Raw genomic sequence first — 20,815 nt, 5'->3', positions numbered from 1 at the left:
TGTCGGACGGCTCTATAACGTATGTAGGAGCTTTCCGCATTTCAAAATATCGCTGCAACCACTACAAAGCGATCACAGGGGGTGATTGATTAGCCTTGGCTTGAGAAAACAACGGGCACAAAAAAGCCGACATCACTGTCGGCGTCTTTGTAGATTGTTTTGCCGGGCTCGATCATTTTCGTACCCCCACGAAAATGATCGACTCATGATCACTGCTTCGGCGGCTCGCCCGGTTTCGGCGCGGCATCCTCGAACAGGTTCAAGCGTTCGCGCAGTTCGTGCGCTGGCACCGGTTGCTGCTCCGGTGGCAACGCATTCGGATCGACTGGCGTGGCGGGTACTTCGCCCGGGGCACCGTGCCCCGGTGTTGCAGCCGGTGCGGCCGGTGCGGGTTCGGCACCTTGTGCGCCTTCGATGGCTTGTTGGGCCTTCTTGGTCAGCACCACGATGTCGATGCGACGGTTGACCGGGTTGAACGGGTTCTTGCGGTCGAACAGCGCCGACGAGGCATAACCCACGACACGCGCCACCTGTGCATCCGGGTAGCTGCCGGCGACCAGCGCACGGCGGGCGGCGTTGGCGCGGTTGGCGGACAATTCCCAGTTACCGAAATCGCCGGTGCCGCTGTACGGCTTGGCATCCGTGTGGCCGCTGATGCTGATCTTGTTCGGCACCGCTTTGATGGTGTCGGCCATGGCCAGCAGGATGTCTTCGAAGTACGGTTTCAGACGCGCCGAGCCTGAGTCGAACATCGGACGGTTTTCCGCGTCCATGATCTGGATGCGCAGGCCGTTCGGCGTGATTTCGAACAGGATCTGGTCCTTGAATTTTTGCAGCTGCGGGTTCTCGTCGACCTTGTTCTGCAACTCTTGCAGCAACAATTCCAGGCGTTCTTTCTCGACCTGTTCGGCCATGCCTTCGACTTGCTCGGAGTCCACCGTCACTTTGTCCGGCTGCGGCTGGGATTTCACCTCGGGGTTGAGGGTGTTCTCCGGTGCCAGCGTGGGTGTGCCGCCCAAATCGATGATGTAGGGCGTGCCACTTTCGGTGAAGCCGACCGGGTCCTTGAAATAACCGGCGATGGCGATCTTCTGTTCCGGGGTCGCGGTGGACAGCAGCCACAGCACCAGGAAGAACGCCATCATCGCCGTCGCGAAGTCCGCGAAGGCAATTTTCCAGGAGCCCCCGTGATGCCCGCCCGCGTATTTCTTTACGCGCTTGATGATTATCGGCTGGTTATTTTCCATGACTTAGCGACCGCGAACCGCTTGTTCCAGCTCAGCGAAGCTTGGACGGTGCGCCGGGTACAGAACCTTGCGACCGAACTCTACGGCCAACGATGGCGGCATGCCGGAAGCCGAGGCGACCAGCGAGGCCTTGATGGCTTCGTAGACGTTCAGTTCTTCCTTGGCATCGTGCGCCAGCGCGTGCGACAGCGGGCCGAAGAAACCGTACGCCGCGAGAATACCGAAGAAGGTACCGACCAGTGCCGCACCTACGTGCACGCCGATCATTTTCTGATCGCTTTCGCCCAGGGAGGCCATGGTCACCACGATGCCCAGTACTGCCGCGACGATACCGAAACCGGGCATGGCGTCGGCGATGCCGTTTACGGCGTGGGCCGGGTGATCGAGGTCTTCCTTGAGGCTGGTCAGCTCCATGTCGAACAGGCCTTCGAGCTCGTGGGGAGCCATGTTGCCGGAGGACATGATGCGCAAGTAGTCGCAGATGTACGCGGTCATGCGTTCATCTTTCAGCACCGCGGGGTACTTGGCGAAGATCGGGCTCGCGGCGGCATCTTCGATGTCGCCTTCGATGGCCATCATGCCTTCGCGACGGCTTTTGTTGAGGATTTCGTAAATCAGGCCCAGCACTTCCAGGTAAAAAGTGTGGTTGAAGCGCGAACTGAACATCCCAAACGCTTTCTTGAGAACGCGCTTGACCATGTGGCCAGGGTTGGCCTGCAGGAATGCGCCAAGGGCCGCACCGCCGATAATCATCACCTCGAAAGGCTGGATAAGGGCGGCAATCTTGCCGTGGGAGAGCACGTATCCGCCGAGCACGCTCGCGAATACGACGATGATGCCGAGAATTTTAGCCATAGGTAGGGGAGCACTTACTGAGTCGGGTTCAAGGTCATATTCGGAAGTTGAAAAATCTCTTCTTCTCCTTATCGGCAAAACTGCGCCAGACTATAGCCAGTTCACGCGAAAAGCTAATTTAGCCCACTCCGGGCACAGGTAATGCAGACGATGATCACGTCCAACCATGGCTAACGAAACGAACAACCCCACCCCAAAACCGAACACGCTCGAAGGCTGGGTCAAGCTGCTGGATAACGTGCGCCTGCCCGTTCCGCAAGACAGCCATGACCGTGTCTGCAAAGCCATCGCCGATAACCGCAGCTCCATTCGCGATATCGCCGATCTGTTGCAAGACAGCCCGGCCCTGGCCTTGAGCGTGATTCGCGAAGCCAACCGGCACTCCAACGGCAGCATGACGGCACCGGCCGAAAACCTCGAAGTGGCGATCAATCGCCTCGGGTTGAAGCGCACCGAAGAATTGCTCGCCCGGCTGCCCGCCGAACCGCAATCACAGATTCCGGTGGCGCTGCGTCAGTTGCAATTGATCAGTCAGCACGCGACCCAACAGGCCAATGGTTTTTTCGCCAGCCGCCTGGCGCGGTTGTGGCAGGACATCCACTGGGGCAGTTTGCTGTTTCTCTCGCCGCTGTGGCCGATGGCGCTGGCGCATCCGCAATTGCTCGAAGAATGGGAGCTGCGGGTTATCCATAAAGGCGAATCCGCGCGCAAAGTCGAGAAGCAACTGTTCGGCGTGCGGCTGCTGGATATCTGCCAGGCGCTGGTCGACGTCTGGCGCCTGCCCATCTGGGTCCAGCAAGGCTACCGGCTGTTGCTCACGGAGCAGCGCGAGCTGGTGAAAGTCCTGCGCATCGCCCGTGACAGCGAGCATCCGTTGCGTCAGCAAAACCGTCTCGATGACGATCCGACCCTGCGGCGCTGGCTCAATCAGCCCGCGAACACCGTGCTGCTGGCCAACGGCCTGGCACTGTCGGCGCAACAGGCGTGGGACAGTCCGCACAGTGAGCGCTGGCAATACCTGACCAGCCTCTACCTGCAAATTCCGATGGAAGAGGTGCAGCAGCAATTGCACCAACAAGCCGCCAACAGTGCGCGACTGCACGCCATGCCCGACCTCTGGCACCCGGCGGTATCGCTGCTCTGGCCGTGGGGCACGAACCGGGTGCATGCCGGGTTGCTGCCGGCCCCGGCGCCGACCACTGAAGACCTGGGGAACTGGCGCAAACAATGCGCCGAGTTGCTGGTCGAGCCGAGCCGCTTCACCAACGCCATGCACTTGACCACCGCTGCCCGTGACGCGCTGGTCGCGTGCGGCATGCGCCGGGTGATGATTTTGATGGCTGACCGTACGCACGCCAATCTGCGCGCGCATCAAACAGCCGGGTTGCCGAAGGAGTCGGCGGGGCTGAACCTGGTCGTCAGTCAGAGCAGCGTGCTGCAACGCCTGCTTTCGCAACAGGCCCAAGTGCGTTTGACGCCGGCCAACAACGCGCAGTTTTCGGCTTTGTTACCGGCCAGCCTGCGCGCACAGTTTCGCGGCGAACACCTGCTGCTGCGCTCATTGGTCAATAACGGCCGGGTGATCATGCTCGTTGTGGCCGATCAGGGCGGAGGGCCGTTCTCGGAAATCACCGTGCAAGCCTTCGGCAAAACCGCGCAGTGCATCGAAAAGGCACTCCACAGCTTTAGCAGCCGCGGCCAATGATGCTGCGTTACAATCCACCCCTTTGTGCTCTGGAGGCCTCACATGTCTGACTTCTCTGGCTTGGCGCTGGTCATCGAGCCGAGCGACTTGCTCCCTCGCCTTGAGGCCCGCGATCTGATTCTGGTGGACCTGACCAGCAGCGCCCGCTATGTCGCAGGGCATATTCCCGGTGCGCGGTTTGTCGATCCGAAACGCACGCAACTCGGCCAGGCGCCCGCGCCGGGGCTGATGCCGCCGCAAGCGGCGCTCGAAGCGTTGTTCGGTGAGTTGGGCCACAACCCCGACGCGGTCTACGTGGTGTATGACGACGAAGGCGGCGGCTGGGCCGGGCGCTTTATCTGGCTGCTGGATGTCATCGGCCACAAAAACTACCACTATGTCGACGGCGGCTTGCCGGCGTGGCTGGCTGAAGGTTTGCCGATGTCGATCCAGGTTCCGGCGCCCGCCGGCGGCCCGGTCGCATTGACCTTGCACGACGAGCCCACCGCCACCCGCGAATACCTGCAAAGCCGTCTCGGCGCCGCCGACCTGGCGATCTGGGACGCGCGCGGGCCGCTGGAATACTCCGGCGAGAAAGTGTTGGCCGCCAAGGCCGGGCACATTCCCGGCGCGGTGAATTTCGAATGGACGGCCGGCATGGATCAGGCGCGCAACCTGCGCATCCGCACTGACATGCCGCAGATCCTCGAGCAAATCGGCATCACCAAAGACAAAGAAGTGATCACCCACTGCCAGACTCATCACCGTTCTGGCTTCACCTATCTGGTGGCCAAATCCCTCGGTTATCCGCGGGTCAAAGGCTACGCCGGTTCCTGGGGCGAATGGGGCAACCACCCCGACACCCCCGTAGAGATTTAAGGTTTTAAGGACAGTTAATGAACAAGCGTCTGTTTATCCTCAGCCAATACCTGCTGCCCCACCACTTGCTCTCGCGACTGGCCGGCTGCGTCGCCGAATGCCGCGTGCGCTGGTTCAAGAACGCCTTTACCGCCTGGTTCGCCAAGCGTTATCAAGTCGACATGTCGCAAGCGCTGGTCGAAGACCTGACCGCCTACGAGCACTTCAATGCATTCTTCACCCGCGCCTTGAAAGACGGCGCGCGCCCGCTGGACGAAACCCCGGGCGCGATCCTCAGCCCGGCCGACGGTGCGGTCAGCCAGCTCGGCCCGATAGAACACGGTCGTGTGTTCCAGGCCAAGGGCCACAGTTTCAGCGTGCTGGAATTGCTCGGCGGTGATGCCGCCAATGCCGCGCCGTTCATGGGCGGTGACTTCGCAACGATTTACCTGTCGCCCAAGGACTACCACCGCGTGCACATGCCGCTGGCCGGCACCCTGCGCGAAATGGTCTATATCCCGGGCCGGATCTTCTCGGTCAACCAGACCACCGCAGAAAATGTCCCCGAGCTGTTCGCCCGCAACGAGCGTGTGGCGTGCATTTTCGACACCGAGCGCGGGCCGATGGCCGTGGTGCTGGTGGGCGCGATGATCGTGGCCTCGATTGAAACCGTGTGGGCCGGGCTGGTCACGCCGCCGAAACGCGAGCTGAAAACCTTCCGTTACGACGAAGCTGCCCGCGCGCCGATCCATCTGGAAAAAGGTGCGGAACTGGGTCGCTTCAAGCTGGGTTCGACCGCTGTCGTGCTGTTCGGGCCGGATCAAGTGAAGTGGGCTGAAGAACTGGCAGCCGGTTCGCCGGTGCAGATGGGCCAGGGCCTGGGCTTGCCGAAAGCCTGACCACCCGCACAAAACCTGTGGGAGTGAGCAAGCTCGTTCCCACATGGGGTGCGGTGTTCAATTGCGCAACTGACTGACAGCGACTCCGATCCGCCCTTTCGAACGTCTTCGAAGGGGCGGACACAACTCGGTGGTGCCGCTACTCTATCTGCCCACGAAAGCCGATCGGCCCTTCGTTGGCGTAGGTATTGGTGCCACTGAGGTTTTTCCCTCCATCATTGGAGGTCACGCTCAACGCCACAACGTTCTGATTGTCACGGCCGCCGATGACCCACTTGCCACCCGGATGCCACGGAGCGTCATTCCCGCCCCACTGATTTTCAACGTTGTACTGGTTCTGGCCCGTGCGCTGAGCCTTGAAGCCAATGGGACCTTCACCCGCGTAAGTCATGGTGCCGGTGAAGCTCTTCCCGCCATCGCCCGATTTGATTTCGATCGCGACCACGTTCTGTTTGTCCCGCGCGCCTAACACCCAGTCTCCGCCCGGATGCCAGGGTGCCGAACTCCCGCCCCATTGATTTGCCACTACGTATTTAGACATGAACCTCATCTCCTTGAAGTTACTAAGAGACCTGCCCGGCATTAGCGGCAGGCCGTACGACTGTGCGTATCCAGTCGCACGTCTGTCAGATTAGTAGCACCCTCGAACGACACTCGGCTGACAGACAAACGGTATTCCTCCTACGCTCACCGTCGCAGCCTTGGCAGCTTCACAGGGTCCGAAAGCGACCTCGGCAGGCCATAGCTGCTACAGTCAGGTCATTCACTGCCCATTTCCCGGTTGGAGTTTTTACACGGCATGAATGAGACCAGTCCTCACCTGCTGCTACGCGCCCCGACTCCCGCGCAGTTGCGCCTGTCGTTCTGTGAGCCGACCCCGCGCGACCTCAAACGCTGGATCGCCAACCTGCCCAAAGCCAACATTGGTGAAACCGCTCGCCTGCTCTATCAGGGCTTGAGCGAACTCAACCAACTGTTGACCCCGAGCGACAATCGCCTGCAACTGCTCGAACTGTTGCGGCCCGAGGTGTATTACGTCTGCAAACACCTTGAGCGGCATTTCCTGCATCAGGCCATCGTCCTCGACGAGCGTTCGCGCAAGATCGCCAACCTTTGCCAGGCCCTGCAAGGTCACCTTGCGATTGGCTACAAACAAATCGCCATCCGCCTCTCGCCGCGGTTCAGCAAGGACCGGGCATCGTTGCTGTCCCAGGCGTTGCAACGGGCGATTCATTGCCTGAACGGCCAGTTGATCCGCGCCACCCAGCTCTATTGCCCGGTGCCCGAAGGTTTGTGGCTGGAGCTGCATCAGCTGTACCGGATCGGCTGCGAACACCGACTTCAGGACCTCAGCCAGCGCGATGAACTGGCCAGCCAGACGCCCACCCTGAGTGTTGAACAGACCTATGTGGCCGCCCTGTTGCTGGGCGCCTCACGCTGCAATCAATTGCGCCAGAACCAGATCGCCCGGCTCGCCGAAGTGCTGGAACCCTGGAGTCGCTGGATCAAGCTGAAGCCCGGACAACCGGCGGATGGATTGTTTGCGGTCGCCCCGGACCTCGACACCGGACCGCGCTACCGCTCCAAGTTCAGGGCCGAGCAGCAAGACAGTTTGCTGGGGATTGATCCACAGCCGCTGGTCAATGCCATCGAGGCGCATCTGCAAGGCAATCATGACCGCGCCACGCCGTTGCCCGTGCCGGCCGGGCTGACGCTGGACACGTTGCAGCACCTGCACGCCGCGTGGGGCCAGACCGCCGAACGCAGTTTTCAGCGTACCGTCGGCCAAGGCACGTTGACGCTGTGTGTAGGCATGAGCGCGCTGCACTTCTATCTCGGTGGGCAACGTTCGTTCAGCGACCTCCTGAAAAACCCCGCCGGACGGCTCGCGCAGTTCGCGGCGACGTCTCCGGCCGGTGGCGGCAAAGACAACTGGAGCCAAGCGTTCGACGCCGCGCCCAACGGCAACACCGACGCCCTGCTGCCCTACGAAGAAATTGAATACCCGCAACTGCAGAACGACGACAGCCACGAAGCGGCGGACAGCAATCGGCATTTCCCGACTTATGCCTTGCCGGTGATCAATCACAGCCCCGGCGGCTATTGCCTGGCCTGGCCCGGCGCCGTGCCCGCCGAGCTGCAAGCCGGAGAAATGGTCGGCATCGAGGACTCGGTCAATAAAGGCTGGAGCATTGCGGTGGTGCGCTGGATTCGCCAGGTGCGCGGCGGCGGCACGCAAATGGGGATCGAACAGGTTGCACCTTATGCCGAGCCTTGCGGGTTGCAACTGGTGCGCACCCACGACGATCACAGCCAATATTTGCGCGGCCTGTTGCTGCCGGAAATCAGCGCCATCGACCTGCCAGCCACCCTGCTCGCCCCGCGCCTGCCGTTCCAGGAAGGCAACAAAGTACTGATCAATACCAACGGCCTGGAACGCCGCGCCGGGCTGGATCGGCGAGTGGCGAGCACCAACAGCTTCAATCAGTTTGCGTATCGGTCGCTGGAGTCGAACAGAAACGACAACGCCGCGGTGAGCGGCGCCGAGGAGGAATTTGATTCGTTGTGGAAGTCGTTGTGAGGGTGACGCTCTGAAACCGTGGCGCGGCCTTCGCGAGCAAGCCCGCTCCCACACTGGAATGCATTTCAAATGTGGGAGCGGGCTTGCTCGCGAAGAGGCCTGTTCAGTCAATCAAGCACTCAGAGCTGCCCGTCGCGATCCCGAAAGCCCAACAGATACAGCACACCATCCAGCCCCAGCGTGGAAATCGCCTGCTTCGCCGATTGCTTCACCAGCGGTTTGGCACGGAACGCCACGCCCAACCCGGCAATCGCCAGCATCGGCAAATCGTTGGCGCCGTCGCCGACCGCGATGGTCTGCTCCAGACGCAAGCCTTCCTTGTGCGCCAGCTCTCGCAGCAGATCAGCCTTGCGCTGCGCATCGACAATCGGCTCGACCGCCACGCCCGTCACTTTGCCGTCGACCACTTCCAGTTCGTTGGCAAACACGTAATCAATGCCCAACTTCGCCTGCAATTGCTTGGCGAAATAGGTAAACCCGCCTGACAGAATCGCCGTCTTGTAGCCCAGGCGCTTGAGTTCGGCGAACAGCGTTTCGGCGCCCTCGGTCAGTCGCAACGAAGCGCCAATCGAATCCAGCACGCTGACGTCCAGCCCTTGCAGCAAGGCCAGGCGTTCCTTGAAGCTGGCGCGGAAATCCAGTTCGCCGGCCATTGCGCGCTCAGTGATTTCAGACACCTGATCGCCCACGCCGGCCGCCTTCGCCAGTTCGTCGATGACTTCGGCTTCGATCAGCGTCGAGTCCATGTCGAACACCGCCAGACGGCGGTTACGGCGGAACAGCGAATCTTCCTGGAAGGCGATGTCGACGTTCAGCTCTTGGGCGACGCTCAAGAATTCCGCTCGCAGCGCTTGCGGGTCCGCCGCTTCGCCGCGCACCGAAAACTCGATGCAGCCCTTGCCCTTGTCGGCCGGGGTGTCCAGCGGCATGCGTCCGGACAGACGATCGATGTGATCGATGTTCAAGCCATATTTGGCGGTGATCGAACTCACGGCCTGCAACTGTTCGGCGGTCACTTTTCGGGTCAACAGCGTCACGATATGGCGTTTTTTGCCCTGATTACCGACCCACTGCTGGTAATCCGCTTCGGACACCGGCGTGAAACGCACTTGCTGATCAAGTTTGTACGCCGTGAACAGGATGTCCTTGAGCACCGACTTGCCTTGCTCGGTATCAGGGATTTCAACCAGGATGCCGAACGACAGGGTGTCGTGGATCACCGCCTGACCGATGTCGAGAATGTTCACACCACCCTGGGCCAGAACGCCGGTAATGGCCGCAGTCAGACCCGGACGGTCGACTCCCGTGATGTTTATCAGGACGATTTCGCGCAAGGCGCACCCCCGCAAGTGGAAAAAAACCGCATTCTACCCACTTTCAGTGACCATCGGGCACCGTGAGCGCTTTGCCGGTCTAGGGCCTGTCGCTATACTGCGCGTCAACTTCACGGACAAAAGAGCCGAGCTCAAGTGAACCGGCCCACGCCAGTAAAAACCGATAACTTCTTTCTGCTGATCTTCCGGGCACTGCGCCACCGCCGTGTACCGATTGCATTGCGCATCGCCAGCCATAACGTGATCCTGGTCGCTCTGGCCCTGGTCATCTATGCCTGCGTGATGGGTTTGCAGTTCAAGCAGGCCATGCACGAGCAGGCCGATGCACTGGGCGAAAGCCTGACCACGCAGACCGCCACGTCCGCCACGGAGCTGTTGGTGTCCAACGACATCCTCAGCCTCAACGTGCTGCTCAACAACCTGACCAAAAACAAGCTGGTGGCCCACGCCGCCATCTATAGCGTGGATAACCGCATCCTCGCCGAAGCCGGTCAGCGTCCCAAGCACAGCCTGCTGCGCGAAGCCGAAGGCATGTACGAGAGCAAGATCACCTTCCAGGACGTGACCGCCGGGCAATTGCGCATCAGCCTCGACATGGACCAGTTCCAGCAGCCGATGACCATCAGCCTGCAAAGCATGGGCATTTTGAGCGCCATCCTGTTGGCCCTGTCCCTGGCCTTGAGCCTGCGCCTCGGTCGGCACATCTCCACGCCGCTGCTGCAATTGCGCGTGTGGCTGCGCAACATCGACGAATACACCCCGGCCACCGAGCGTCAGGATGAAATCGGCGATCTTGCCCGCCAGCTGCACGCCAACTTCGCACCGGAACCGGCCGCGCCTGCGCCTGCGCCGGAACCCGAATACGACGACAGCGACTACGAAGAGGCGGACGATAACGAGCCGACCTTCGAAGTGCGCAACCTGCGCGACCCGAGCTTCGACGAAACCACGCCTGTGGCCGGCCTGAAGCCTGCGCCACGGCATGTCGTCAGAACGGTGGAAGACGATGAAGACGATGAAGACGACGATGCGTTTGCCGATTTGCGTGACGAGTCCGTCACCACCGCGCCAAAGCCAGTCGCCAAACCGCAGATTTCCAACGTGCCACAGCACAGCGCCGTGCTGGCCGTGCAACTGGGCGCGCAGGATCAATTGCGGCGCCTGCCCCGTACGCGTCTTGAAGAACTGCTGAAACGCTATCGTGATTGCCTTGATCAGGCAGCTTCGCTCTATCAGGGCGAAGTGCACACCCTGAACGACGGCAGCACGCTGATGTTGTTCCACACCGAAGACAGCGGCGACGACTACCTGACCAATGCGATCTGCTGCGGCGAGCTGCTGCGCGCGCTGGGCCATCAGTTGCAGATCGAAGTCGCCGACAGCGGCATCACCCTGCAATTGCAGCTGGGCCTGACGCTGGGTGACGAGTTGTTCGGCCTGAGCCAGATTGACCTGCTGCTGACCGAAACCGCGCAGGACGCACTGGCCCTGTCGCAACACAGCCGCAACCTGCTGCTGGTGGAGCGCAAGATCAGTGACGATGTGCTGATTCGCCAGCGGGCGCGGATTCGTCCGATCGCCAGCCCTGAGGGCGCTTGCTGTGTAGAGCGGTTGATGGAGCCTTATCCGTCGATGCTTGAGCGGCAACTGGCGCGGATGCACGAGCGCCGGGCGTAAGCACTAGCCCTGATGTAAAGAAGCCCGCAGATGAGTGATTGTCTGCGGGTTTTTTGTTGCTTGTTCTGGCGCCTTCGCGGGCAAGCCCGCTCCCACAGGGGACCGCATTCACCGAGATAATGTGGGAGCGGGCTTGCTCGCGAAGAGGCCAGGACAGACAACAGAGATTCCCGACCTACAAAAACAACAAAGCCCGCATCGCGGCGGGCTTTGTGGTGAATCACTCCAGGCTTAGAACCTGAACACTTCCATATCGGTGCGGATCGGCGAAGCCATCGGGATCTTCGGCTGTTTCTCTTGCTCGGCAGCCGGCGCCACAGGCTTGGGGGCCGGTTTGCGCGGTGCTTCCGCAATCGGTGGCTGGTTGGCCAGCGGCTTGAGCGCCACCGACAACTGCTCGGCCAAACGCTGCAACAACACGCCCTGCGCCTGAACCTGCGCTGCCGTACCGCCAGCGTGCTGTTCCTGCAGATGCACAATGCGGTTATCGCGAACCTGGCCACGACGGTCAATCAAGCGCCATTGCGCATCAAGGATCGCCGGTTGCGATTCACCCGAGTCCAGACGGGTAATCGACAGCAACACCTGCACGTCCGGTGCAAAGCCCAACGTGGCCGGGGCCAGGACAACGCGCTGGCTGTCCAGATGACCGGCAACCTGACGCAACAGCAATTGATCGATGTCCGAAGACAGGCTGCCCGCCCAACGACCATCGACCGAGGCCTGAAGGCTGCCGTCCGGCTGACGCTGCAACAGGGTTTCGCGTTGCAGATAGTCGGCAATCGTCACCGGGCCCAGCAAAACAGCCATGCCCGCGCTTTGCGCAGGCTGAACCGGACTTCCGCTGTCCAGTTGATACAGCGACACCGGCTGGTGAACGCTGCAACCCGCCAGGCCAAGAACGCCAGCGAGCATCAAAATAAAAGGAAGGCGCAGAGCAGTCATCGTCCCATCCAGGTGGCTGCCACAAGGCTAACCACAGTGAAAATACTCAATAAATATGAAGAACGCTCGGCCACGCCGGCGCTTGAAAGGCCATATCATCCGTGAATATGCGTTCCGACTCCAGCGCCAAAGCGTCGATCTACGGGTTAAATCGTAGATCGAGCGCTCTAGGACGCTTAATTGAGGTTTTCGACGAGCAGCGCATCCACCCTCTGGAAGCCACGTGGCAATTTGTTACCACGACGGCCACGCTCACCTTTGTAGTGTTCGAGGTCGTCGGCTTTCAGTGACAAGGTACGTTTTCCGGCTTGCAGCACCAACGTGGCGCCGTCCGGCAATACCGCGATGTCCGTGACATATTCTTCGCGACTGGCCACACGCTCACCGGAGATCCCGATGATCTTGTTGCCCTTGCCCTTACCTAATTGTGGCAGGTCGCTGATTTTGAAGATCAGCAGGCGACCTTCGGTCGTGACCGACGCCAGCCAGTTGTTCTCGCGATCCGTAACCGGGCGCGGAAGGATGACTTTCGAGTTGTTCGGCAAACTGAGCAGCGCCTTGCCGGCCTTGTTCTTGGCCTGGAAGTCTTCGCCCTTGACCACGAAGCCGTAACCGGCGTCGGAGGCGATCACGTACAGCGAATCGTCGTCCGGCATCAGCACGCACTCGAACGTCGCGCCCGGCGGTGGCGTCAGACGACCGGTCAACGGTTCGCCCTGGCCACGGGCCGACGGCAACGTGTGCGCGGCCACCGAATAGCTGCGACCGGTGGAGTCGATGAACACCGCAAACTGGTTGGAGCGACCCGGCGCCAAGGCCTTGAACCCATCCCCAGCCTTGTACGACAGCCCGGTGGCGTCGATTTCGTGCCCTTTGGCCGAGCGCACCCAGCCTTTTTCCGACAGCACGACAGTCACTTTCTCGTTCGGCAGCAGGTCGTGTTCGGTCAGGGCTTTGGCTTCGGTGCGCTCGACGATTGGCGAACGACGGTCGTCGCCGTAGGTTTCGGCGTCTTTGATCAGCTCGGTACGCACCAGTTTTTTCAACTTGGCTTCGCTGCCCAGCAGGGCTTGCAGCTTGGCTTGTTCCTTGAGCAGTTCGTCTTGCTCGGCACGCAACTTCATCTCTTCCAGTCGCGCCAACTGACGCAAACGGGTGTCGAGGATGTAGTCGGCCTGGATCTCGCTCAGGGCGAAACGCGCAATCAGCGCCGCTTTCGGGTGCTCCTCGGTGCGGATGATGTGAATCACTTCATCCAGATTGAGGTAGGCAATCAACAAACCGTCCAACAGGTGCAGGCGGCGCTCGACCTTGTCGAGGCGGAATTGCAAGCGACGACGTACGGTTTGAACGCGGAACTCCAGCCATTCCACCAGCAGCGCACGCAGGTTTTTCAGCTGCGGCTTGCCGTCCAGACCGATGATGTTGATGTTGACCCGGTAGCTCGACTCCAGCTCGGTGCTGGCGAACAGGTGCTGCATCAGCGCGTCGTGGTCGAAGTTTTTCCGCGCGCCCGGAATGATCACGATCCGGCACGGGTTCTCGTGGTCGGATTCGTCGCGCAGGTCAGCGATTTGCGGGGCCTTGGACGGCTTGGCCTGCATCATCGCCGCGATCTGCTCCAGCACCTTGGCGCCGGACACCTGATGCGGCAGCGCGGTGACGATGATGTCGCCGTCTTCGATGTGGTACACGGCGCGCATGCGCACCGAACCCTTGCCGGTTTCGTACATTTTCAGCAGGTCGGCGCGGGGCGTGATGATTTCCGCTTCGGTCGGGTAATCCGGGCCCTGGATGTGTTCGCAGAGCTGTTCGACCGTGGCTTTGGGCTCATCGAGCAAGCGCACGCAGGCGGTCGCGACTTCGCGCAGGTTGTGCGGCGGAACGTCGGTGGCCATGCCCACGGCGATACCGGTGGTGCCGTTGAGCAGGATGTTCGGCAAACGCGCCGGCAACACCAGCGGTTCGTCGAGGGTGCCGTCAAAGTTCGGGCCCCAGTCCGCGGTGCCCTGGCCCAGTTCGCTGAGCAGCACTTCGGAGTAACGCGACAGCCGCGCTTCGGTGTAACGCATGGCGGCGAAGGACTTGGGATCATCCGGCGCACCCCAGTTACCCTGGCCGTCGACCAGCGTGTAACGGTAGCTGAACGGCTGGGCCATCAGGACCATGGCTTCGTAGCAGGCCGAATCGCCATGCGGGTGGAACTTGCCGAGCACGTCACCGACGGTACGCGCCGACTTCTTGTGCTTGGAATCGGCGTCCAGCCCCAACTCGCTCATCGCATAGATGATGCGCCGCTGTACCGGTTTCAGGCCGTCACCGATATGCGGCAAGGCACGGTCCATGATCACGTACATGGAATAGTTGAGGTAGGCATTTTCGGTGAAGTCAGCCAGCGACCGGCGTTCTACACCGTCCAGGCTGAGATCAAGGGAGTCGCTCATGCGGGCCTCATCGGTTCGTTGTCTGGCGCAGCAGCATGGTGCCACCGCGCTGGGTAAATTCAAGTTTGTTCAGTGCGCTCATACCGAGCAGCACCTGATTGCCATCCAGGCCGGGTACAACGATGGCGCGCACATCGCGCAGCACGATGTCGCCCAGTTGCAGCCGGTCGACGCGGGTGCGATAGCCCTCGGTACGACCGTTTGCCGTGCTCAGGGTCACCCCAAAGCCTTGTTCCAGTTTCAGCCGTTCGGCCATTTCCGCCGGGATCGCCACATCGGTCGCCCCGGTATCGAGCATGAAATTCACCGGCTGGCCGTTGATCTGGCCGCTGGCGACGAAGTGGCCCTGGGCGTTGCCGAGCAGCTTCACTTCGATAAATCCTTCACCCTGCTCCGACGTCACCACCACATTGGGATTTTGCTGACGCTCCTCCCATTGGCCGAAAAACCGTGTCGCCAGAAACAGCGCCGCGCACCACGCCAGCACCATCAATACTCGGCCGGCGCGTTTGCCCGGCGGTTGCTGGCTCAAGGCTTGGCGCTCCAGCCACCTTCCGGCGCGGCGAAGCGCCAGACAATCGGGCGGACCTCGCCATCGGCGCGGGGACCGAAATTGTTGTCGACACCGATCCAGGCACCGTCAGCGTCGATGATCAATGCCTCTTCCAGGCCGTAGTTCTGTGAATAACGACGGCTTGGCTGCAACAGTTCGGCCGCATACGACCAGCAACGCTCGACCTTGGCGGTTTGCGGATCGCGACGGCAAATTTCATAGGCGTTGCGTTCCAGGGTAAACAGCTTGCCGTTGTACAAGGACAGGTCCGAAAAGTCCTTGTTGACCGGTTTGGCGTGGGGAAACTGCGGCGGTTGCATTTCCATGCCCCCTTCGCTGAGCAGCACACACCCGCCATCGCAGTCCCACACCGTCTGTTTGCGCTTGATCAGCAGCAAGCCACGGCTTTGGCGCTCGGCGGCGAGCCACATCTGATCGCCCGCCGGGTTGATCGCCAGCCCTTCGAAAATCGCGTTGAATTGCAGCAGCATGCCGCTGGCCCGCGCTTCGCGCACCATCATCGGCGAAATTTTCAGCCAGTTTGCCTGGCCCGTGACCGGCACTTGCAGGACCGCCGCATGGCCTTCGCTGACGATGTAGCGATTGCCGGCGCCGTCGCAGGTGATGCCTTCGAAGTCGAGGTCCCCGCCACGCACGAACGACGCCGCCCAGTTGCGCGAACGCAAACCCCAGGGCAAACCGGTGTCCGGCACGTCGGGCACATCAATGTGCACGGTTTCGGCCTGCCAGGTGTTTTGCCGGGTGTCGAGGCGATAGATCTGATCGTCGTCGCGGTCGGAAACCGTCCACAGCTCGTTGCCACACAGGGCAAGCCCCGACAGGTTACCGCCGCGCATGCCGTCCACCGGATGCTCGGACAGCACGCGCAATTCCGGCGCCGGTTCGGCAAGCGCCGACACCGAGGTCAGGAGTAACGCACACGCCAGGGCAACGCCAACCCGCATCAACCAAGAACCTCGGCCAGGTTGCCTTTGGATTCCAGCCAGGACTTGCGATCACCGGCGCGTTTCTTCGCCAACAGCATGTCCATCATCTCTGACGTCGCGTCGTAATCTTCCAGGGTCAACTGCACCAGACGCCGAGTGTTCGGGTCCATGGTGGTTTCGCGCAGTTGCGGCGGGTTCATTTCACCCAGACCTTTGAATCGGGTGACCTGCGGCTTGCCGCGTTTCTTCTCCGCCACCAGACGGTCAAGAATGCCATCGCGCTCGGCTTCGTCCAGGGCGTAGTAAATCTCTTTGCCGAGGTCAATGCGGTACAGCGGCGGCATCGCGACGTAGACGTGACCGGCATCCACCAGCGGGCGGAAATGCTGGACGAACAAGGCGCACAGCAGCGTGGCGATGTGCAGGCCGTCGGAGTCGGCGTCGGCGAGGATGCAGATCTTGCCGTAGCGCAGTTGGGCGATGTCGGCCGAGCCCGGATCGACACCGATGGCCACGGCGATGTTGTGCACTTCCTGGCTGGCCAGCACTTCGCTGCCGTCGACTTCCCAGGTGTTCAGGATCTTGCCGCGCAACGGCAGGATCGCTTGAAACTCTTTGTCCCGCGCTTGCTTGGCGGAACCGCCGGCGGAATCACCTTCCACCAGAAACAGCTCGGAACGCATCGGGTCCTGCCCGGCACAGTCGGCGAGTTTGCCCGGCAGTGCCGGCCCGGCGGTGATGCGCTTGCGTTCGACCTTCTTGCTGGCCTTCAGACGCCGGCCGGCGTTGTTGATCGCCAGTTCCGCCAGGAGCATGCCGGTTTCCGGGTGGGCGTTGAGCCACAGGCTGAACGCGTCCTTGACCACACCGGAGACAAACGCCGCCGCTTCACGGGACGACAGTCGCTCTTTGGTCTGACCGGAGAATTGCGGCTCCTGCATTTTCATCGACAGCACGAAGGCAATGCGTTCCCAGACGTCTTCCGGCGCCAGTTTCACACCGCGCGGCAGCAGGCTGCGGAATTCGCAGAACTCACGCATCGCATCGAGCAAGCCCTGGCGCAAACCGTTGACGTGAGTGCCGCCCTGGGCCGTCGGGATCAGGTTGACGTAGCTTTCCTGCACGCTGTCGCCACCTTCGGGCAACCACAGCAGCGCCCAGTCGACCGCTTCTTTATTACCGGCCAGGCTGCCGCAGAATGGCTCGTCTGGCAGGCGTTCGAACTCGCTGACCGCGTCCACCAGGTAGGAACGCAAACCGTCTTCGTAATGCCACTCGACTTTTTCGCCGGTGGCCTTGTCTTCAAAACTGACCAGCAAGCCTGGACACAGAACGGCCTTGGCCTTGAGCACGTGCTTGAGGCGGCTGATGGAGAATTTCGGCGAATCGAAGTACTTCGGGTCCGGCGCGAAGAACACGCTGGTGCCGGTGTTGCGCTTGCCTACGGTGCCGACCACTGCCAGCTCGGTTTTCTTGTAGCCGTCGGCGAAGGTCATCTGGTATTCGTTGCCGTCACGCTTGACGCGCACCCGGACTTCGGTCGACAAGGCGTTGACCACGGAAATACCCACCCCGTGCAAACCGCCGGAGAACTGGTAGTTCTTGTTGGAAAATTTGCCGCCCGCATGGAGCTTGGTGAGGATCAGCTCGACGCCCGACACGCCCTCTTCCGGGTGAATGTCCACGGGCATGCCCCGGCCGTCATCGCTGACTTCCAGGGAGTGATCGGCGTGCAGGATGACCTGCACCGACGTCGCGTGCCCGGCCAAGGCTTCGTCGACGCTGTTGTCGATGACTTCCTGGGCCAGGTGGTTCGGCCGACTGGTGTCGGTGTACATGCCGGGGCGTTTGCGCACCGGGTCGAGGCCCGAGAGGACTTCGATGGCGTCTGCGTTATAAGAGCTAGCGCTGGGAGTGGCCATGGGGTCTCGTCGTCAGTGTTCGTGAAATGGGGGAGCGATGATTCACAGTGCGGTGAAATCGATCGACTGATACAAATCTGCGCCGATGCCGGCAAAACTCAACATGGCCGGCAACTGCGCGGCAAAACCCTGGAAACTATGGTCGCCGCCGGCCTGGATGCGCAAGGCACAGGCCCGGTAATACTGCTGGGCGAGGCGATAGTCCAGCGTTTCGTCGCCGGTCTGCAACCACACCTGATACCGCTGCGGGTCCTGGGGCGCCGGCACTTCCAGCTCGGCCAGGGCCGTCACATGGTCGTGGGTCAATTCCCAGTGTTCATCGGTATACAGGTTTTTCTGGGTTCCCAGATACCCGTCGAACATCCGGTGCGGACTGACGGCAGGGTTGACCAGCAGGGCTTTCAGGCCATGGCGCTCGGCCAGGTGAGTCGCATAGTAGCCGCCGAGTGAGCTGCCGACCAGCAGTGGCCGCCCCAGCTCGGCAATCGCCTGTTCCAGCTGACCGATGGCTTCGCGCGGATGATGATGCAAGGCCGGCACACGCAACTGATCGCTCAAGCCCAGCCGGTCCATCACCTGCACCAACTGCGTGGCCTTTTTCGACGAGGGCGCGCTGTTGAAACCGTGGATATAAAGGATCGAACCAGACATTTGAGCTCCCTGTGCGTCGGGTAAAGAAGGCGGAGTTTACAGGGAGTCGGGGGGATGGGGGATATCCTTGAAGTTTGTGTTGCCTTTGAGGGCGCCTTCGCGAGCAAGCCCGCTCCCACAGGGGATCCATGGCGCTCCCGAATCTACTGTGGGAGCGGGCTTGCTCGCGAAGGCCGCGACTCGGTCTGGCCGAATATTCAGTAACCGTTGGAGCCGTAATCAACCGTGAAGTCGAACCCGGTAACCCGCTCCACGCCGGTTTCCAGCTGCCCGTCCGGCAACAGCCGCAACCAGCGATACCCCGGCGCCTGCTCCCCGACCTTGAAATCCTCACTGCCCGGCTCGAACTGAATGCAGGTCGACGGCGAGGCGATCAGGCGCACGCCGTTGCGCTCCTGATCGATCTCCTGATGCACATGCCCCCACAACACCGCGCGCACCTGCGGGAAGCGGTCCAGCACCGCAAACAATGCCTCAGGGTTGCGCAAGCCGATCGGCTCCATCCAGGGGCACCCGATCGACACCGGATGATGGTGGAAACACACCAGATGATGGCGCTCCGGCGCTTCGCTCAGCGAGCGGGCCAGCAATTGCAGCTGTTCATCCTGCAAATACCCCGGCACCGACCCCGGCACCGCCGAATCGAGCAAGGTCACGCGCCAGTTGCCGACATCCACCACGGGCTCCAGCAACGCGCTCTGCACCGCCGCTTCGGCCATGATCTGCGGCTCATCGTGGTTGCCGGGAATCCAGCGCGCGGGCGCATCCAGCTGCCCGGTCAGGTCGCGAAACTGCTGATACGACTCCAGCGTCCCGTCCTGCGACAAATCACCGCTGGCAATGATCAGGTCAATCTGCGGCTGCTGAAGTGTCACCAGCTCGATGACTTTTTGCAGGCTTTCGCGGGTATTCATGCCCAGCAACGTTCCGTCTGCTTCGGCAAACAGGTGGCTGTCGGAAATCTGCACCAGCAACGCCGGATCGGCGGTGGTCAAAATGCTCGGCAAGGCGTTCTCCCAGGGCATGCACACGGGATGGATGAATGCCGCGATTATGCTGGGGGACGATCAAAAGGGGAAACCTGCGAACCTGACGCAGTTCACAACTGCGGCTCACAATTAACGGACGACTTCGTACTCGTGCCCCAGCGCCAGGCAATGGCTCAGCCATTCGCCCAGAAACATATTCAGCTGGGCCTTTTCGTCCGGCTGATGCATCGAGGCATTCGGGTAAGGATAGATGCCGCGAAAGCGTCGCGCATGTTCGGCGCTGACCACTTCGGCCATGCACGCATCGTGATAGACCTGAACTTCCAGTTGCGGCACCGGCAGCCAGGGCAGGCTGTGTTCCTGGCGCACTTGCAGGGTCGTGGTGTATGGACAGACCTGCAGCACTTCCAGCGCCAGCACACCGAGCATCTGATCACCGTGGGTCACGGCAATGCGCCGCGCGGCTGGCTCGTTGCGCATGTCGGGCAACAGTCGCATCAGGCGCGCGTAGTTGGCCTCGCACGAGGCTTGCAGCCCCACGAGGTCAACCCGATAGCGATCGCGCTGCTTGTTTACGACCATAACCCCCTCACTTCAGCGCGGTTCAAAGCTAACCATTGCAAGGCAATAATGCTGGCCGCGTTGGCAATTCGTCCGTCGCGTACGGCTTGCAAGGCATCGTCGAATGCCCAGACCGTGACGCGGATGTCTTCTGCTTCTTCCTCCAGCCCATGCAGGCCGCCAACACCGGTGCTGTCGCAACGCCCCAGGTACAAATGCACAAATTCGTTGCTGCCGCCCGGCGACGGGAAATATTTGGCCATCGGCCAGAGTGCCCCGAACACCAGCCCAGCTTCCTCCTGCGCTTCGCGGTGAGCAACTGCTTCCGGCACTTCATCCTTGTCGATCAGACCGGCGACCAGTTCGATCAGCCACGGGTTGTCGGTCTTGCCCATCGCACCGACGCGAAACTGCTCGATCAGCACCACTTCGTCGCGCTGTGGGTCATACGGCAGCACGCACACGGCATCGTGGCGAACAAAAACTTCACGATTGATCTCGCGACTCATGCCACCGGCGAACAACTCATGACGCAAGTGCACGCGGTCGAGCTTGTAAAAGCCCTCGTAGCACTTTTCGCGCCGCACGATATCGACGGCGGTCGGAATGGCGTTGGCAAAATCAGTCATGACAATCCTCGTTTACTGCACATCCGTTACGAGGTTGCT

Annotated in this window: 18 protein-coding genes; 5 read left to right on the top strand and 13 right to left on the bottom strand. The window is 61.3% G+C overall.

Translation table 11 applies throughout. From position 1 onward, the window contains the following. Positions 1 to 209 precede the first annotated feature (209 nt). Both motB and motA read right to left on the bottom strand, forming a co-directional pair. On the bottom strand, positions 210 to 1,247 hold the full coding sequence (gene motB / locus ACQKP4_RS16080; protein ID WP_427634637.1) for a flagellar motor protein MotB: 1,038 nt from the start codon (positions 1,245 to 1,247) through the stop codon (positions 210 to 212). A gap of 3 nt (positions 1,248 to 1,250) precedes the next feature. Then, the gene (gene motA, locus ACQKP4_RS16075; RefSeq protein WP_427634636.1) at positions 1,251 to 2,102 is read right to left on the bottom strand and encodes a flagellar motor stator protein MotA; all 852 of its coding nucleotides are present in this window, start codon (positions 2,100 to 2,102) and stop codon (positions 1,251 to 1,253) included. Between the two features lie 166 nt (positions 2,103 to 2,268). On the opposite strand from motA, the gene ACQKP4_RS16070 reads away from it, so the two are divergent. The 3 genes from ACQKP4_RS16070 to asd are packed head-to-tail and all read left to right on the top strand — an operon-like array spanning position 2,269 to position 5,543. After that, a complete protein-coding gene (locus ACQKP4_RS16070; protein ID WP_427634634.1) occupies positions 2,269 to 3,807 on the top strand; it encodes an HDOD domain-containing protein in 1,539 nt (512 codons plus the stop codon). Positions 3,808 to 3,849: 42 nt separating this feature from the next. Further along, positions 3,850 to 4,665, top strand: a complete 816-nt coding sequence (locus ACQKP4_RS16065) for a rhodanese-like domain-containing protein (RefSeq protein ID WP_427634632.1) — start codon at positions 3,850 to 3,852, stop codon at positions 4,663 to 4,665. 17 nt (positions 4,666 to 4,682) lie between these two features. After that, positions 4,683 to 5,543 (top strand): archaetidylserine decarboxylase, encoded by an 861-nt coding sequence (asd, locus tag ACQKP4_RS16060; RefSeq protein WP_427634630.1) that lies wholly within the window; start codon positions 4,683 to 4,685, stop codon positions 5,541 to 5,543. A gap of 139 nt (positions 5,544 to 5,682) precedes the next feature. Here asd and ACQKP4_RS16055 read toward each other — a convergent pair whose 3' ends face one another. Continuing rightward, positions 5,683 to 6,084, bottom strand: a complete 402-nt coding sequence (locus tag ACQKP4_RS16055; protein WP_427634629.1) for a lectin OAA family protein — start codon at positions 6,082 to 6,084, stop codon at positions 5,683 to 5,685. Positions 6,085 to 6,342: 258 nt separating this feature from the next. Between ACQKP4_RS16055 and ACQKP4_RS16050 the strand changes: the two genes are divergently transcribed. Continuing rightward, positions 6,343 to 8,124: a molecular chaperone gene (locus tag ACQKP4_RS16050; protein ID WP_427634628.1), complete on the top strand. Its 1,782-nt coding sequence runs from the start codon at positions 6,343 to 6,345 to the stop codon at positions 8,122 to 8,124. A gap of 119 nt (positions 8,125 to 8,243) precedes the next feature. Here ACQKP4_RS16050 and serB read toward each other — a convergent pair whose 3' ends face one another. Next, positions 8,244 to 9,458 (bottom strand): phosphoserine phosphatase SerB, encoded by a 1,215-nt coding sequence (serB, locus tag ACQKP4_RS16045; protein WP_427634626.1) that lies wholly within the window; start codon positions 9,456 to 9,458, stop codon positions 8,244 to 8,246. A gap of 135 nt (positions 9,459 to 9,593) precedes the next feature. On the opposite strand from serB, the gene ACQKP4_RS16040 reads away from it, so the two are divergent. Further along, positions 9,594 to 11,135, top strand: a complete 1,542-nt coding sequence (locus ACQKP4_RS16040) for an AhpA/YtjB family protein (RefSeq protein ID WP_427634624.1) — start codon at positions 9,594 to 9,596, stop codon at positions 11,133 to 11,135. 231 nt (positions 11,136 to 11,366) lie between these two features. Here the strand turns inward: ACQKP4_RS16040 and ACQKP4_RS16035 are convergent, their stop codons facing one another. From ACQKP4_RS16035 to ACQKP4_RS15995, 9 genes are all read right to left on the bottom strand, one after another. After that, positions 11,367 to 12,080: a PqiC family protein gene (locus ACQKP4_RS16035; RefSeq protein ID WP_427634622.1), complete on the bottom strand. Its 714-nt coding sequence runs from the start codon at positions 12,078 to 12,080 to the stop codon at positions 11,367 to 11,369. A 176-nt stretch (positions 12,081 to 12,256) separates the two neighbouring features. Then, positions 12,257 to 14,524: a DNA topoisomerase IV subunit A gene (gene parC / locus ACQKP4_RS16030; protein ID WP_427634621.1), complete on the bottom strand. Its 2,268-nt coding sequence runs from the start codon at positions 14,522 to 14,524 to the stop codon at positions 12,257 to 12,259. 7 nt (positions 14,525 to 14,531) lie between these two features. Continuing rightward, complete coding sequence (locus ACQKP4_RS16025; protein WP_427634619.1) at positions 14,532 to 15,056, bottom strand: retropepsin-like aspartic protease family protein; 525 nt, start codon at positions 15,054 to 15,056, stop codon at positions 14,532 to 14,534. Further along, positions 15,053 to 16,042 carry an esterase-like activity of phytase family protein gene (locus ACQKP4_RS16020; protein ID WP_427634617.1) on the bottom strand — a complete coding sequence of 330 codons (990 nt, stop codon included), beginning with the start codon at positions 16,040 to 16,042 and terminating at the stop codon, positions 15,053 to 15,055. The genes ACQKP4_RS16025 and ACQKP4_RS16020 overlap by 4 nt, the downstream gene beginning before the upstream one ends. Beyond that, positions 16,042 to 17,946 carry a DNA topoisomerase IV subunit B gene (gene parE / locus ACQKP4_RS16015; RefSeq protein WP_427634615.1) on the bottom strand — a complete coding sequence of 635 codons (1,905 nt, stop codon included), beginning with the start codon at positions 17,944 to 17,946 and terminating at the stop codon, positions 16,042 to 16,044. The genes ACQKP4_RS16020 and parE overlap by 1 nt, the downstream gene beginning before the upstream one ends. Before the next feature lie 42 nt (positions 17,947 to 17,988). After that, positions 17,989 to 18,597, bottom strand: coding sequence for a YqiA/YcfP family alpha/beta fold hydrolase (locus tag ACQKP4_RS16010; protein WP_427634613.1), 609 nt, complete (start codon positions 18,595 to 18,597; stop codon positions 17,989 to 17,991). Positions 18,598 to 18,794: 197 nt separating this feature from the next. Next, positions 18,795 to 19,604: a 3',5'-cyclic-AMP phosphodiesterase gene (cpdA, locus tag ACQKP4_RS16005; RefSeq protein WP_427634611.1), complete on the bottom strand. Its 810-nt coding sequence runs from the start codon at positions 19,602 to 19,604 to the stop codon at positions 18,795 to 18,797. Positions 19,605 to 19,715: 111 nt separating this feature from the next. After that, the gene (locus tag ACQKP4_RS16000) at positions 19,716 to 20,168 is read right to left on the bottom strand and encodes a DUF1249 domain-containing protein (protein ID WP_427634609.1); all 453 of its coding nucleotides are present in this window, start codon (positions 20,166 to 20,168) and stop codon (positions 19,716 to 19,718) included. Further along, a complete protein-coding gene (locus ACQKP4_RS15995) occupies positions 20,159 to 20,776 on the bottom strand; it encodes an NUDIX domain-containing protein (RefSeq protein WP_427634608.1) in 618 nt (205 codons plus the stop codon). The genes ACQKP4_RS16000 and ACQKP4_RS15995 overlap by 10 nt, the downstream gene beginning before the upstream one ends. Positions 20,777 to 20,815: the final 39 nt, after the last annotated feature.

Source organism: Pseudomonas sp. NPDC086278 (assembly GCF_050280905.1).
Classification (GTDB): domain Bacteria; phylum Pseudomonadota; class Gammaproteobacteria; order Pseudomonadales; family Pseudomonadaceae; genus Aquipseudomonas.
Note: the sequence above shows the minus strand (reverse complement) of the source record. Positions and strands in the feature narration are given on the sequence as shown.

Bases quoted from the DNA above. Each gene is read 5' to 3' on its own strand.
- motB (WP_427634637.1), bottom strand. From the start codon at position 1,247: ATGGAAAATAACCAGCCGATAATCATCAAGCGCGTAAAGAAATACGCG.
- motA (WP_427634636.1), bottom strand. From the start codon at position 2,102: ATGGCTAAAATTCTCGGCATCATCGTCGTATTCGCGAGCGTGCTCGGC.
- ACQKP4_RS16070 (WP_427634634.1), top strand. From the start codon at position 2,269: ATGGCTAACGAAACGAACAACCCCACCCCAAAACCGAACACGCTCGAA.
- ACQKP4_RS16065 (WP_427634632.1), top strand. From the start codon at position 3,850: ATGTCTGACTTCTCTGGCTTGGCGCTGGTCATCGAGCCGAGCGACTTG.
- asd (WP_427634630.1), top strand. From the start codon at position 4,683: ATGAACAAGCGTCTGTTTATCCTCAGCCAATACCTGCTGCCCCACCAC.
- ACQKP4_RS16055 (WP_427634629.1), bottom strand. From the start codon at position 6,084: ATGTCTAAATACGTAGTGGCAAATCAATGGGGCGGGAGTTCGGCACCC.
- ACQKP4_RS16050 (WP_427634628.1), top strand. From the start codon at position 6,343: ATGAATGAGACCAGTCCTCACCTGCTGCTACGCGCCCCGACTCCCGCG.
- ACQKP4_RS16035 (WP_427634622.1), bottom strand. From the start codon at position 12,080: ATGACTGCTCTGCGCCTTCCTTTTATTTTGATGCTCGCTGGCGTTCTT.
- parC (WP_427634621.1), bottom strand. From the start codon at position 14,524: ATGAGCGACTCCCTTGATCTCAGCCTGGACGGTGTAGAACGCCGGTCG.
- ACQKP4_RS16020 (WP_427634617.1), bottom strand. From the start codon at position 16,042: ATGCGGGTTGGCGTTGCCCTGGCGTGTGCGTTACTCCTGACCTCGGTG.
- parE (WP_427634615.1), bottom strand. From the start codon at position 17,946: ATGGCCACTCCCAGCGCTAGCTCTTATAACGCAGACGCCATCGAAGTC.
- ACQKP4_RS16010 (WP_427634613.1), bottom strand. From the start codon at position 18,597: ATGTCTGGTTCGATCCTTTATATCCACGGTTTCAACAGCGCGCCCTCG.
- ACQKP4_RS16000 (WP_427634609.1), bottom strand. From the start codon at position 20,168: ATGGTCGTAAACAAGCAGCGCGATCGCTATCGGGTTGACCTCGTGGGG.
- ACQKP4_RS15995 (WP_427634608.1), bottom strand. From the start codon at position 20,776: ATGACTGATTTTGCCAACGCCATTCCGACCGCCGTCGATATCGTGCGG.